The organism is Mesorhizobium sp. WSM4898 (genome assembly GCF_029625845.1).
Taxonomy (GTDB): domain Bacteria; phylum Pseudomonadota; class Alphaproteobacteria; order Rhizobiales; family Rhizobiaceae; genus Mesorhizobium.
The window spans coordinates 1,149,583-1,162,423 of record NZ_JARTVQ010000001.1 but is presented as its reverse complement, the minus strand read 5'-3'; the positions used below and the strand labels follow the sequence as shown (position 1 = coordinate 1,162,423).

12 protein-coding genes are annotated in these 12,841 nt (G+C 63.0%); 8 read left to right on the top strand and 4 right to left on the bottom strand.

Annotation, left to right across the window (positions count from 1 at the left end):
* Positions 1-63: 63 nt before the first annotated feature.
* From P9228_RS05600 to ftsZ, 3 genes are all read right to left on the bottom strand, one after another.
* On the bottom strand, positions 64-894 hold the full coding sequence (locus P9228_RS05600; protein ID WP_095829150.1) for an SIR2 family protein: 831 nt from the start codon (positions 892-894) through the stop codon (positions 64-66).
* A gap of 191 nt (positions 895-1,085) precedes the next feature.
* The gene (locus P9228_RS05595; RefSeq protein ID WP_278052648.1) at positions 1,086-2,546 is read right to left on the bottom strand and encodes a hypothetical protein; all 1,461 of its coding nucleotides are present in this window, start codon (positions 2,544-2,546) and stop codon (positions 1,086-1,088) included.
* 294 nt (positions 2,547-2,840) lie between these two features.
* Positions 2,841-3,833, bottom strand: coding sequence for a cell division protein FtsZ (ftsZ, locus tag P9228_RS05590; protein ID WP_067328519.1), 993 nt, complete (start codon positions 3,831-3,833; stop codon positions 2,841-2,843).
* A gap of 439 nt (positions 3,834-4,272) precedes the next feature.
* Here ftsZ and P9228_RS05585 point away from each other — a divergent pair, with 439 nt between their 5' ends.
* The 8 genes from P9228_RS05585 (at position 4,273) to pqqE (ending at position 11,940) form a co-directional block, all read left to right on the top strand.
* Positions 4,273-5,520: an ABC transporter substrate-binding protein gene (locus tag P9228_RS05585; protein ID WP_278052647.1), complete on the top strand. Its 1,248-nt coding sequence runs from the start codon at positions 4,273-4,275 to the stop codon at positions 5,518-5,520.
* Between the two features lie 19 nt (positions 5,521-5,539).
* Entirely contained in the window at positions 5,540-6,511 is a 972-nt protein-coding gene (locus P9228_RS05580) for a YVTN family beta-propeller repeat protein (protein ID WP_278052646.1), read from the top strand.
* Positions 6,512-6,590: 79 nt separating this feature from the next.
* Entirely contained in the window at positions 6,591-7,379 is a 789-nt protein-coding gene (locus tag P9228_RS05575; protein ID WP_278052645.1) for an ATP-binding cassette domain-containing protein, read from the top strand.
* An 11-nt stretch (positions 7,380-7,390) separates the two neighbouring features.
* Entirely contained in the window at positions 7,391-8,251 is an 861-nt protein-coding gene (locus P9228_RS05570) for an ABC transporter permease (RefSeq protein WP_164750343.1), read from the top strand.
* Positions 8,252-8,835: 584 nt separating this feature from the next.
* A complete protein-coding gene (pqqB, locus tag P9228_RS05565) occupies positions 8,836-9,774 on the top strand; it encodes a pyrroloquinoline quinone biosynthesis protein PqqB (RefSeq protein ID WP_278052891.1) in 939 nt (312 codons plus the stop codon).
* Positions 9,771-10,529: a pyrroloquinoline-quinone synthase PqqC gene (gene pqqC / locus P9228_RS05560; protein WP_278052644.1), complete on the top strand. Its 759-nt coding sequence runs from the start codon at positions 9,771-9,773 to the stop codon at positions 10,527-10,529. Before pqqB ends, pqqC begins: the two co-directional genes overlap by 4 nt.
* The gene (gene pqqD / locus P9228_RS05555) at positions 10,526-10,822 is read left to right on the top strand and encodes a pyrroloquinoline quinone biosynthesis peptide chaperone PqqD (RefSeq protein WP_127213794.1); all 297 of its coding nucleotides are present in this window, start codon (positions 10,526-10,528) and stop codon (positions 10,820-10,822) included. The genes pqqC and pqqD overlap by 4 nt, the downstream gene beginning before the upstream one ends.
* On the top strand, positions 10,819-11,940 hold the full coding sequence (gene pqqE, locus P9228_RS05550) for a pyrroloquinoline quinone biosynthesis protein PqqE (protein WP_278052643.1): 1,122 nt from the start codon (positions 10,819-10,821) through the stop codon (positions 11,938-11,940). Before pqqD ends, pqqE begins: the two co-directional genes overlap by 4 nt.
* Before the next feature lie 102 nt (positions 11,941-12,042).
* On the opposite strand, the gene P9228_RS05545 is transcribed toward pqqE, so the two are convergent.
* Positions 12,043-12,720 carry a GntR family transcriptional regulator gene (locus tag P9228_RS05545; protein WP_095777416.1) on the bottom strand — a complete coding sequence of 226 codons (678 nt, stop codon included), beginning with the start codon at positions 12,718-12,720 and terminating at the stop codon, positions 12,043-12,045.
* Positions 12,721-12,841 lie beyond the last annotated feature (121 nt).

Here is a 12,841-nt window from a genome sequence, read left to right as displayed (position 1 = left end):
CAACGGCCGAAACCCTCTTTGGGTTGGGCAAATTCTTCGTTCTTGCCGCGTGCTGAACGGCGTTCAGCCCAGCGTGATCTCCTGATCGTTCACAACCTCGGCCAGCCGACTGAGGAAACTCACGAGACCGACTTCCGGATCGTCGTTGTCGCCTGTGAGCACGGAGATACCCCAACGCCCCAGCACGGCTTCTTCGACGGGGTCTCGGCTCGCCATGAAAATGTATGACGGCGGCCGATCCGCCTCGTAGCCCGAACGGTTCCATGTCTGCCAAAGCCGATGCAACAGCAGCCGGATGTTCAGGTCCGAGAGACTATAGCCGACGAACAGAACCGTGCTGCCCAGCGCATCGGAACGAAACCGCACATCGAGCGGCGAATCGAAGGATAACCGATCGAGATAGTCGGTTTCCGTAAGGACCAGCGAGGAATCGTCATCGAAGTCGCCGTGGAATTTCACGATGCAAGCGACGTCCCGGCGAGCCTTCGAGACATCCCTAGCATTTGCCACCTTCACATATGCGCGGCCGTGTATCTCAAAGGCGACTTCGAGGTTCCGGTCATAGTTGGTGGTGTAGATCACCGGAAAATCCAGCGCGACGATCAGACGATGCAGTTCGGACTCCCGAATCTTCTCCCTCGTCACGGTCCAGTGCCTGTCCATCCAACTGCGCAACGGCCCGATGCTGCCATGCTTGATCCGGTAATACTCGGCCAGGGTTTGGAAGCGATCACGCGGTCTCGCGCCATCCAGGCCGAGTTCGCTCGCCATGCGTTCAATCAGCTTCTCCCAGGAAGGCAGCCCCACGCTCATCGAAACACCAGCTCCGACAAAGAGCACCGCATTGCGCTCTCGGATCGCTTTAGCGAGTGGAAGAATCGGGTCCTCGTTCATTGCCGAAGCTGAGTGGGCTGCCGGGGGTGGGGCATGACGCATACTTCCGAACCTGGAGGTGGATGAAGTGTTCCCCGCTCAGCCGCGAAAATTGTAGAAGACCGCCGATACTCCCGGTCGGTCTCGGCAAGGTCTCGGAGCTGCCATCGAGCAAGGCAAAGCAGAGACGGACGGGCTGGCTTCGGTCCCTCTCAGCATCGGCGAATCGCCAGCGCGACATCGGTCGCGAACGGTGGCACCTCCAGCTTCAACCTACCGTCCGCTTGCGCCCGCCATTCCGCCGCTTGCGTGCCGGCCGCAGTATCCCAGCCGACTATGCGGTAGCTACCCGGAGCCAGCCCAGGCAGGTCGATCATGACGGGCTCGGTTTGCGCGACGGCCCGCAGCATGCCGTTGGGCCCGATCGTCTCGCGGTGAACCAGCCAGGCCACCGCCTGGGCATCGTCGCCGCAGGCTACCGCCGCGACATCGGGGCGGGAAACCCGCACCCGGCCGCCGAGATGGACACGTCGGAACCGACGCCAGTCGATCAGCGGCAGGAAACCCGCCAGCGAGCGCTGCGCCCGCCGCATGCCGGGTGTGAGCACATGCGGCGTGCGGTTCGGCCAGCGCATACCGCCACCGGCACCGCCGGCAGCCAGGTGCGCCCATTGCACATGGCGGAAATATTCGTCATCGAACGGCTCCGGCAGCGTGATCTTCTTGTCCTTGAAGGTATGGATCGGGCCATGTTCGCTGTCGAGGAACGGGCGGCCATCGCGAGTTTCGGCCAGGGCCTCGCCGACGATCCGCCCCAGGCCGAGCGCCGGGGCCACTGTGTCGCTGGGATGATCGATCGTGCCTTCCTCGTAGATGTGGAGGGAGGCGAAGTCGAGATCCGGATGCCGGAAGATAGGTTCGCGGAGCGGCATGTGCGCCCGCCAGCGAAGCTCCGGTCCGAAGAGCGAAACCGTTTGCGGGTGGGAGCGGCCGTAGAGCGAAATCTCCAGCCGGCGAACGAAAGCACCGAGATCGTGGATGAAGTCGCCGAAATCGTCGGCGCTGCCTTCGGCCTGCTCGGGATGGATCTCGTTCCAGAGGTCCCAAGCGAAGAGCGCGCCGCTGCCGCCCCATCTGCGCACCGCGAATTCCAGCCTTGCCTTGATGGCGCGGCGCGTGGCCGTGCAGACCAGAAAGCGCGAGGGCTGATCCAGCACGCCGCCGTTCCTCTGATTATAGGGGTGATGACGCCAGTGCCGCCACTGCCAAAATGTATCGAACGGGGTGAGCAGTATTCTCAAACCGTGCTTTTCACAGAGACGAAAAAGATCGTCCCACAGCCGCACGATAGCAGGAACGAAGCGACCGAGCGGCCGCTCGAAGTAGCGGTGGCGGACCTGAGCATATTCCAGCATCAGCCTGAGGCAGGTGACGCCGCTTTGCTTAAGCCAGCGGAGGTGAGCCTCCACGCCGGCTATGTCCTTGCGCCGGAACAGTCCATTTAGCTCGGGCCAGCTTATCGCGTCATTCTGCCCGATCGGCATCCACGGCTCGCCGTCCTCAGTGGCGAAATACGAGCCGCTCACCGTGATCCACTGCAGACCCGCGGACCGGACAGCGAGTACGCCCTCCGCGTCACTGGTCGTGCTTCCCGTTAATCCCGTATTGTCCAAGTGGCTTTCCGGTATTCCCCAAGGCACTCCAAACTGTCTCAGGGGAAAAATGTTCACCGGCGCCGGAGCAAAAATCGCAGCCCGCCCGGGCCTCATCGCCGAGAGAATGGCCCGTTATTAAAGAATGGCCAGCTGATCTGCTCCAGCTTCGCTCGACTGAAAACCCTAGCTAGGATCCGCTCGCCACCATCCCGGCCGTAGGGGCCTGGGCAGGCCACCGAAAGCCAACCAAGTCAAGTCATAGCGACGAGTAGAGATTCGCCGGCGGGATCTCGCCAACCAGGAAGGCCGGCTTCAGGCGATCCTCTGCTGAAGCTGCGGCATGTCTTCGCTCTTCCGCAGACCCGTCGCGACGACCGACACCCGAAACTTTCCGGCCAACGCCTGGTCGAAGATGGCGCCGACGATAATGTCGGCGTCGGCGTCGACCTCTTCCCGTATCCGTGTCGCGGCTTCGTCGACCTCGAAGAGCGTCATGTCCGTGCCGCCGCAGATCGATACGAGCAGGCCTCTGGCGCCCGTCATGGAAGCCTCATCGAGCAGCGGGTTGGCGATTGCTGCCTCGGCCGCCGTCCTTGCGCGGCCCTCCCCCGAGGCCTCACCGGTTCCCATCATCGCCCGGCCCATGTCCCGCATCACCGACTTCACGTCGGCAAAATCGAGATTGATCAGGCCTTCCTTCACGATGAGATCCGTGATGCAGCCGACACCGGCGTAGAGAACACGGTCCGCCATAGCGAAGGCATCGGCAAACGTCGTCCTGGCGTCGGCGACCCTGAAAAGGTTCTGGTTGGGGATGACGATCACGGTGTCGGCGCTTTCGCGAAGGCGTTCTATGCCCTCTTCGGCGGCCTGAGACCTGCGCTTGCCCTCGAACGTGAAAGGCTTGGTAACGACGGCCACCGTCAAAATGCCGGCATCGCGCGCCGCACGCGCAATGACGGGCGCGGCGCCAGTCCCGGTGCCGCCTCCCATGCCCGCCGTGATAAAACACATGTGCGTTCCCGCCAGATGATCCATGATCTCGTCGATGGATTCCTCAGCGGCCGCGCTGCCGACGTGGGGGAGAGATCCGGCGCCCAAGCCCTCGGTCACATGCGCGCCCAACTGGATCAGCCGCGGCGACTTTGACATGGTGAGCGCCTGGGCGTCGGTATTGGCGACGACGAACTCGACCCCCTGCAGGCCTTCAGCGATCATGTTGTTGACGGCGTTTCCGCCAGCGCCACCGACCCCGACAACGGTGATCTTAGGTCTCATCTCCAGGATTTCCGGCTTGGCGGTCATTGTGATCTCTCTACGGGACGCAGTGGCTGCGCCAGAGCAACTAGCAAACGAATCAGATGGTCCCGCCAAGATCAGGGAATCAGAGGACAGGCCTCGCCGCAAGGTCAAGCTGAGGGCGTCAAATCGCAAGTTTGCTTCAGGAGCGCCATGGTTCCCGAGCGCAACCCTGCGTGAACCGGTGCCGGTGCGGGGGGCGACGAAAGACAAATGGTTCAGTCGAAGCAGCCCGCGTCCTCTTCCCTGAGATACGTCCGGGCCGCTTCGGACCTTCGCGCGGCCAGCTGCCCTGAGGACCGCGATCCGTCGCAAGCAGAGCCGGAGACGTCCTGCTCACGAGGTTGATAAATCCCGCCGGCTCTCTAAGTTCGCCTTGGGGCACCTTGACTTCGCGCTGGTCCGGCAAACGATCGGACTTAGGCGCAAGAACGGTAATTCGTCGATGACAAGCGCGGTGTCGGGCACCTTGGCGGCCCTTTTGTGCTTTCTGGCCCTGACCGCTGCTGCTCCACGTGCGTTCGCCCAGCAACCGACCGTGCAGCCGGCCGGAGCGATCAAGCCGGACGAGAAGATAACCGAAATCAAGATAGGCTATTTACGGGCCTACGCGCCGCGCCTGACGCTTTCCCTGCTGGACGCCCCGCCGCGTGACGAAGGTGTCGCCGGCGCCAACGTCGCCATTGGCGACAACAACACCACGGGCAAGTTCATCAAGCAGAAATTCAGCCTCGATGTCACCGAGATAAAACCGGAAGCCGACGCGGTTCAGGCATTCAACGCGTTGATTGCCAAAGGCGAACGCTATGTCCTCGCGGACCTCTCGGCCAAGCAGCTGCTGTCGATCGCCGACATCGCCCGCGACAAGGGCGTGCTGATCTTCAACGTGGGCGCCACCGACGACAGACTGCGCGAGGAGGACTGCCGAATAAACGTCTTCCACATCGCGCCGACGCGAAGCATGCTCGCCGACGCTCTGGCGCAGTATCTGATGGTGAAGAAATGGCCGAACTGGGTGCTGCTCTACGGCTCGCATGACGAGGACCGCCTCTATGCCGACGCGTTGCGCCGCGCGGCAGCCCGCTTCGGCGGGCAGATCGTCGCGGAGAAAGAATTCAAGGATACCGGGACGGCGCGCCGCACTGACACCGGGGCGACGCAGACACAGCAACAGATTTCGGTATTCACGCAGGACCTGCCGGAGCATGACGTGCTGCTTGTGGCCGATGAAAGCGAGGTGTTCGGGACCTACGTGCCCTACCGCAGCTGGACGCCGCGGCTCGTCGCAGGCACGGCCGGTCTTGTGGCATCGTCATGGCATCCCGCGAGTGAACAGTGGGGCGGCATTCAAATGCAAAATCGCTTCCTGAAGACGGCAGGCCGGCGAATGATGTCCAAGGACATGTCGGCCTGGACGGCCGTGCGGGCCGTCGGCGAAGCCACTACGCGCACCAATGGCGACGATCCGAAAAAGATCAGCGATTACATCCGCTCGGACGACTTCTCGGTCGCCGCCTTCAAGGGACAGAAGCTGACCTTCCGCAAATGGAACCTCCAGCTTCGCCAGCCGATCCTGCTTGGCGATACCAGATCGGTCGTCTCGACATCTCCCCAGGAGGGCTATCTCCACCAAGTCTCCGAACTCGACACCCTCGGCATCGATCAGCCGGAAACGAAATGCGTTCTCAGGTAGCGCCGATCGGGAGGAATTCGTGCAGAGCCGAGCTTGCGTACTCGCCATTCTCGCAACCGGCGTCATGGCCGGCCCGGCATCGGCCTACACGGCCTACGTCTCAAACGAGAAGGACAATACGATCACCGTCGTCGATACGGCGACGATGCAGGTGGTCAAGACCGTCGACGTCGGCCAGAGGCCGCGCGGCATCACAATCTCGCACGACGGCAAGTTCATCTATTTGTGCGCCAGCGACGACAATACGATCCAAATCATCGATACCACGACGCTGCAGGTCGTCGGCACGCTGCCCTCCGGCGACGATCCCGAATTGTTCGTGCTTTCGCCCGACGGCAAGGCGCTCTACGTCGCCAACGAAAACGACAATCTGGTCACCGCGATCGACCTCGACAGCAAGCAAGTCACGTCCGAGATCCCGGTCGGCGTGGAACCCGAAGGCATGGCCGTCAGCCCCGACGGCAAGACCCTGGTCAACACCTCGGAGACCACCAGCATGGCGCATTTCATCGACACCGAGAGCCATGAGGTAACCGACAACGTGCTGGTCGACACGCGCCCGCGCTTCGCCGCGTTCAAGCCCGACGGCTCGCAGGCCTGGGTCAGTGCCGAGATCGGCGGCACCGTCAGCGTCATCGACAACGCCAAGCGCCAGGTCGTGAAGAGGATCAAGTTCGCGATTCCCGGACTGCGAGCCGAAACCATCCAGCCGGTCGGCATCGCCATCAGCGCCAACGGGAAGAAGGCCTATATCGCGCTCGGCCCGGCGAACCATGTCGCAGTGATCAACACCGAAACCTACGAGGTGGAAAACTACATCCTCGTCGGACAGCGCGCCTGGCATCTGGACTTCACCCCCGATCAGAAGACACTGATCACAACGAACGGCAATTCCAACGACATCACTTTCATCGATACGGCGACCGAGGAGCCGGTTCAGTCGGTCACCGTGGGGCAGCAGCCGTGGGGGGTGGTCATATCGCCCAAATAGAAAAGCAGCCGAAAGATTAAGGCCTGAAGCCGGGGCCAAAGACGTCGAGCGCGCTAGATAGCATCCTGAAGGAGCATCCATGCAGCATGCGAGGACGGCGAAAACGGGGATCGGAGCGGCGGCACTCGATGTCGCCGGCGTCAGCCATTCCTATGGCCCGAAGCGGGCGCTCAACGACGTCTCGTTCTCGATCGCGCCGGCTACTTTCACCGCCCTTCTCGGTCTCAACGGCGCCGGAAAGACGACCCTGTACTCGCTGATCAGCCACCTCTACGACACGCGCCAGGGATCGATCCGCATCTTCGGCCATGACGTCAGCCGTGCGTCCGGCGAGGCGCTCAGGCGGGTCGGCATCGTGTTCCAGGCGCGCACGCTCGACCTCGACCTGAGCGTATACCAGAACCTCTCCTATCACGCCTCGCTGCACGGCATCGGACGGCACGAAGCCCGACAGCGCATTGCAGCGATGATCCAGACAGTCGACATGCAAGGCCGTCAGCATGACAAGGCTCGCAGCCTTTCCGGCGGCCAGATGCGGCGCATCGAGATCGCCCGGGCGCTGCTCCATCGCCCGTCCCTGCTGCTGCTCGACGAGGCGACGGTGGGTCTCGACATCCAGTCGCGCGCGGGCATTCTCGCCACCATCCGCAAGCTGGTCGAAACCGAGGGCATCGGCGTGCTTTGGGCCACCCACCTGATCGACGAGGTTGAAGATGGCGACCATGTCGTCGTGCTGCGGCAAGGTGACCTGGTCGCCAAAGGCAAAGTGGCCGACGTGGTCAAAGCGAGTGGTGCCGCGTCGATCCGCGACGCCTTTTCCAGACTCAGCCGCGGCGAAGCAGCCGGCCAGGCGGAGATCTCGCCATGAGCACTCCCGCAATGCCGGAAAAGGTCGCCGCCGTCACCCCGGTGAAGTCCGACGCGTTCGGCTTTCGTCACTACCTCATCTGCCTCAAAGGCGTCGTCGTGCGGGAAGGGCTGCGCTTCCTGCACCAGCGCGAGCGCTTCATCTCGTCGCTGGTGCGACCGCTCGTCTGGCTGTTCATTTTTGCCGCCGGGTTCCGGCAGGTGCTCGGTGTCTCGATCATCCCGCCCTACAAGACCTACGTGCTCTACGAGGTCTACATCACGCCGGGCTTGTGCGGCATGATCCTGCTGTTCTCGGGCATGCAGTCTTCGCTGTCGATGGTCTACGACCGTGAGATGGGCAATATGCGCATCCTGCTGGTCAGCCCATTTCCCCGCTGGTATCTGCTGGTGTCGAAGATGCTCGCCGGCGTCTCCGTGTCGATCGCGCAGGTTTATGCCTTTCTGATCGTTGCATGGTTCTGGGGCGTCAAGGCGCCGCCGCTCGGTTACCTATTCGTGCTGCCGGCCCTGTTCCTGTCGGGGATGATGCTTTGCGCGCTCGGCATGCTCCTGTCCTCGATGATCAAGCAGCTCGAGAATTTTGCCGGGATCATGAACTTCGTGATCTTTCCCGGCTATTTCGCGTCGCCGGCGCTCTATCCTTTGTGGCGCATCCAGGAAGCGAGCCCGCTGCTTTACAAGCTCTGCCTCGCCAACCCCTTTACCTATGCCGTCGAGTTGATCCGCTTCGCCTTCTACGGGCAGATCGATTGGGTGTCGCTGGGCGTCGTCGCCGGCTGCACGCTGCTGTTTCTCGGGGGGGCCATCATCGCTTATGACCCTTCGCGCGGACTGATAACCCGCAAACAAGGCGCGGGAGGAAACGGTTGATGGAACGGATGCGCCTGGTTCGCAGCCTGGTGCGGCTGTCATGCTCATGCCCCACGCCGGCGCCACGGCCGCGAACACCGATCCGGACTGGGCCCTGCATGCAGCGCAAGGTGCCGCAACTGGTCGCCGGGGTGAGCTTGATCGAACGGGAGAGACACGAAGCTAAGGAACTCATCCCTGAGCTAGGCAGTTGTGTTTTGTTCCTGGGTTTTGGCTGTTTGAGAACCCAGCGTTTCATTTGTCCGTTTGTGAGGTGATGGATGAGCCATTGCATTGCCCGCAATGGCGCCAATGAGGGCCGGTCCCTTCGGGCTGGCTAAAGAGGAGAATGCAATGAAGAAGAAGAGCTGGAAGAAACCGACGATGTGCCAGGTTGCCGCGGGCTTCGAGATTTCGCGGTATCTGCCTGCTGAAACGCCTCCCAGGAAGTAGGCCGCAGAGCTGCGTGTCCCTGGCTGCGGGGGCATGCATCCCCTTGCCGCTTGAGGTCGTCGAGACGGGGGTTGCGCGGGAAGCGCGGGCGCGAAGCCGTTTGGCACCGAGAATTTGGCGTCGGTCAAATGGGCCGCAGAGCAGGCATCGCCATGCGCGTGAAGATCATAGGATCGGCGGCGGGAGGCGGCTTTCCGCAATGGAACTGCAACTATCGCCTGAGCCGCTCGGCTCGGAGCGGCATGGCTGGCGTGCATTCGCGGACCCAGTCGTCCATTGCCGTATCGGCGGACGGGACAGGCTGGGTTCTGTTCAACGCGTCGCCCGACATTGGCCGGCAGATCGGGCAAACGCCTGAACTGCAGCCCGCGGCCGATGCGCCGCTGCGCTCGACGCCCATCCGCGCGGTCGTGCTGACGAATGGCGACGTCGACCATGTCGCCGGCCTGCTCAGCCTGCGGGAGCGGCAGCCCTTCGCAATCTATGCAACGGCACAGGTGCTGGCGACGCTGGCGGCGAATTCGATCTTCAACGTTCTCGATCCGGCGATCGTGCCGCGCCGCCTTCTGGCGCCAACGGAGGAACTGGCGATCTGCAACGCGGACGGCCAGCAGACCGGCGTGGTCGTCGACGCCTTTCCCGTGCCCGGCAAGATCGCGCTCTATCTCGAGCAAAGAGGCGATCCAAGTGCCGATTTCAGCTCCGACACGGGCGACACGATCGGCGTGCGTGTCAACGGGGCTGGAAGTCGCGCCGCTGTCTTCTACATTCCCGGCTGCGCGGGCATCGATGCCGCCCTGCGCACGCGTCTGGCGGACGCCGCCTGCCTTCTATTCGACGGCACTGTCTATACAGACGACGAGATGATCCTCGCCGGCGTCGGCCAGAAGACCGGTGCGCGCATGGGGCACATCGCAATGTCCGGAGAAGAGGGTTCGATCGCCGCCTTGGCCGATGTGAGGATCGGCCGCCGCGTCTTCATCCACATCAACAATACCAATCCTGTTCTCGACGAGAGTTCCGCCGAACACGCGACGGTCAGAGCGGCTGGCTGGGAAATCGGGAGCGACGGAATGGAGATCGAACTTTGAGCGACTTCCACGACGCGGCGCGACATGGTCTGTCCAAGAGCGAGCTCGAGGCGGTGCTGCGGCAGGTCGGCGCCGAGCGTTATCACAACCGCCATCGCTTTCATCACAGGATGACCAGTGGCGGGCTGACGAAGGCCGAAATGCAGGCCTGGGCATTGAACCGCTACTGCTACCAGGCCGTCATTCCGCGCAAGGACGCCATGATCCTGGCACATGCCGAAGACCCGGCGTTTCGCGCCGCCTGGCGCAAACGCATCGAGGATCACGACGGCGAGGACGGCTGGAGCGGCGGCATCGCGCGCTGGCTGCATCTGGCGACCTCGCTCGGGCTCGATGCCGAAGCCGTCAAGAGCGAAAGGCTGGCGCTGCCGGCGACCCGCTTCGCCGTCGGCGCCTATCTTTCCTTCTGCACGAACCGCACGCTGCTCGAGGCGGTGGCATCGTCGCTGACCGAGATGTTCTCGCCGATCATCATCGGCGAGCGAGTGCCGGCGATGCTGGCCAAATACGACTACATCACCGACGACACGCTGGCCTATTTCAGCCGGCGGCCCGAACAGGCATCGCGCGACGCCGACTTCGCCCTCGCCTATGTGCTGAGCCACGCCGATACGGCCGAGCGCCAGCAGCAGGCGATCGATGCGCTGGTGTTCAAATGCGATATATTGTGGGCCATGCTCGATGCACTTCAACATGCCTATGGCGCGCCGGGAAACGTCCCTCCGGGCGCCTTCCAGCCGGAGGCAACCCGATGATGGCGCTGCGCGAGAGAGCCATCGTCTCCTTGCAATCAATGCCATCGCTGCCGAGGCACGTGCGTATTCAGTACGACCCCGTGCGACAGGCCTTCGCCGTGCTTTCGCCGGAAAAGGTATTCTGGCCGAACGATATCAGTCTCGACATATTGCGCCGCTGCGACGGGCGGTCCGCGGTCGGCTACATCATCGCTGGTCTTGCGGCCGATTACGATGCTGAACAGGAGGCCGTAGCGGCCGATGTCATCGCCTTCCTGCAGGAATGGTCGGACAAGCTGTTGGTGAAGCTATGAGCGAGCCGCTTCTGCCTCCGATCGGCATGCTGGCGGAACTGACGCATCGCTGCCCGCTGCAGTGCCCTTATTGCTCCAATCCGCTCGAATTGCTCAAGGCCGATCGTGAGCTCGACACCCAGACCTGGCTCGATCTTTTCTCGCAGGCCGCCGATCTCGGCGTTCTGCAGGTGCATCTGTCGGGCGGCGAGCCGACGCTGCGCCGCGATCTCGAGCAATTGATCGCCGGGCTTTCGACGCGCGGCGTCTACAGCAATCTCATCACCGCCGGCATCAACATTGCCGAGGGCCGCATCGAGGTCTTTGCCGAAGCCGGGCTCGACCACCTGCAGCTGAGCTTCCAGGGCGCCCGCCCGGCGACGACCGACCGTATCGGCAACCACAGCGGCAGCCACGAAAAGAAGCTGGAGACGGCACGCCGCGCCCGCGCGGCCGGGCTGCCGCTCACCATCAATGCGCCGATCCATCGCCACAACATCGAGGAAGTGCCGGAATTCATCGACCTGGCTCTTTCGCTGGACGCCGAGCGGCTCGAGATCGCCAATGTGCAGTATGCCGGCTGGGCGCTGGCCAATCGCAATACCCTGATGCCCGAACGCGCCGCCGTCGAACGGCAGGTGGAGATCGTCGCGGCGGCGCAAGAACGGCTTGCCGGCGTCATCAACATCGATTTCGTCCCGCCGGATTATTTCGCCGTCTATCCCAAGCCGTGCATGGGCGGCTGGGCGCGCGACGCCTTCATGGTGACGCCCGACGGCACGGTGCTGCCATGCCATGCCGCGCAGACCATTCCTGCGCTCCGCTTCGAGCGTTTCGGAGAGCGCTCGCTAGCCGAGATCTGGACCGATTCACCGACATTCAATGCCTTTCGCGGTACCGAATGGATGCAGGAGCCGTGCCGAAGCTGCGAGCGGCGCGAGATCGATTGGGGCGGCTGCAGATGTCAAGCGATGGCGATTGCCGGCGATGCCGCCGCAACGGATCCGGTCTGCATCAAATCGCCGATCCATGCCCGGGTGGGCATGCTCACCGACGAAACGCGGCGCGCCGCGGCAGACAATGCGGCGGGCGAACCCTTCATTTACCGTCGGATAAGAGCTGTGGCGGAGCTCGCCTGACCGTCTTCTCGTAGGTAGGTCCCCAATAGGATAAACCGGAATTCGGCATGGCGGGATTTGGGCGAAAGCGCGTCGCCTGAATCCGTTCCGGCACGACGCGCTTTAGAGAGGGTCAAGGCGCAGTTTGTCCCGGGCGATCTTCCAGGCGGATTCGACGTGGCGCCGTGCCGCGGCTTCCGCCTCCTGCGGCTTACGCGCCCGGATCGCATCCATAATCGCGTTCATCTCGGCGATCGCCGGCTCGCGACGGTTTGCCGAGGCGATCGTCATCGAACGCAGCTGGTTGATGCGCACATTCAACCCGCTGACGATCTCCCAGGCGACACGCTTGTCCGCAGCCTCGAAAAGCGCTTCGTAGAACTTCGTCGTCGCGCGCATCACTGCCGGCGGCTTGCCCGAGGCCCAGGCCTCGAAGAGCTCGCCGAGGGCGTGCTCCAGTACGGCCAGTTGGCCATTGGTGGCCGATTGCGCGCAGGCGCGCGCCGCGATGCCCTCGAGCAAAGCCCTGAGCTCATAGATCTCGTCGGTGCGGCCGATATCCGGTTTGGCCACAGCCGGACCATGCCCGGGGATCATCTGCACAAGGCCTTCAGCCTCCAGCTGCCGCAGGACCTCGCGCACAACCGATCGGCTGACGCCGAGCTGGTCGCAAAGCGGCCGCTCGACCAGCCTTTCGCCGGGCTGGAAATGAAAATCCATTATGGCCTCGCGCATGCGCTCAAGGGCCAATGTTCTCAAGGTTTTGGCGCTGCGATCGATGCGAAGCGTGTCGTCCTGCATGTCTCTGCTCCCTTGGCCGCCACGAAAACAGATTCCATGGCCGGTTGACAAGGTATTTGGTGCTCCATACTATGGTATACCATAAGACGACAGAAAAGTTGGCGTTTTCTCGAGCGCCACC

Bases quoted from the DNA above. Each gene is read 5' to 3' on its own strand.
- P9228_RS05600 (WP_095829150.1), bottom strand. From the start codon at position 894: ATGAACGAGGACCCGATTCTTCCACTCGCTAAAGCGATCCGAGAGCGC.
- ftsZ (WP_067328519.1), bottom strand. From the start codon at position 3,833: ATGACCGCCAAGCCGGAAATCCTGGAGATGAGACCTAAGATCACCGTT.
- P9228_RS05585 (WP_278052647.1), top strand. From the start codon at position 4,273: ATGACAAGCGCGGTGTCGGGCACCTTGGCGGCCCTTTTGTGCTTTCTG.
- P9228_RS05575 (WP_278052645.1), top strand. From the start codon at position 6,591: ATGCAGCATGCGAGGACGGCGAAAACGGGGATCGGAGCGGCGGCACTC.
- P9228_RS05570 (WP_164750343.1), top strand. From the start codon at position 7,391: ATGCCGGAAAAGGTCGCCGCCGTCACCCCGGTGAAGTCCGACGCGTTC.
- pqqB (WP_278052891.1), top strand. From the start codon at position 8,836: ATGCGCGTGAAGATCATAGGATCGGCGGCGGGAGGCGGCTTTCCGCAA.
- pqqD (WP_127213794.1), top strand. From the start codon at position 10,526: ATGATGGCGCTGCGCGAGAGAGCCATCGTCTCCTTGCAATCAATGCCA.
- pqqE (WP_278052643.1), top strand. From the start codon at position 10,819: ATGAGCGAGCCGCTTCTGCCTCCGATCGGCATGCTGGCGGAACTGACG.
- P9228_RS05545 (WP_095777416.1), bottom strand. From the start codon at position 12,720: ATGCAGGACGACACGCTTCGCATCGATCGCAGCGCCAAAACCTTGAGA.